The organism is Stenotrophomonas sp. SrG (genome assembly GCF_050031795.1).
Taxonomy (GTDB): Bacteria; Pseudomonadota; Gammaproteobacteria; order Xanthomonadales; family Xanthomonadaceae; genus Stenotrophomonas; species Stenotrophomonas rhizophila_A.
This window is the reverse complement of sequence record NZ_JBNBBE010001240.1, coordinates 1-237: the sequence shown is the minus strand read 5'-3', so window position 1 is coordinate 237 and position 237 is coordinate 1. Positions and strand designations below refer to the sequence as shown.

General features: G+C 70.0%; 1 pseudogene. It reads right to left on the bottom strand.

Going from position 1 to position 237, the window contains the following annotated elements:
- Positions 1 to 191 (bottom strand): annotated as a pseudogene (locus ACQG3P_RS23400) (7-carboxy-7-deazaguanine synthase QueE); the annotation flags it as partial.
- Positions 192 to 237: the final 46 nt, after the last annotated feature.

Here is a 237-nt window from a genome sequence, read left to right as displayed (position 1 = left end):
AAGGCGTAGGCGGTGTCGCAGTAGGTGCAGCGCAGCGGGCAGCCGGTCAGGCGCACGAACGCGGTCGGCCTGCCGGCGGTATCGGCTTCGCCCTGCCGGGAGGTGAAGATCTCGGTGATCTTCAGCCGTGGCAGGGGCGACTGCACGATCTCGCTGGGGAGCGCGGCGGCGGGGGACAGGGGGGTGGTCATCGTGGGCGTCTGGTGTGCGGTTACGGAAACGAGAGCAGCCAGGCAG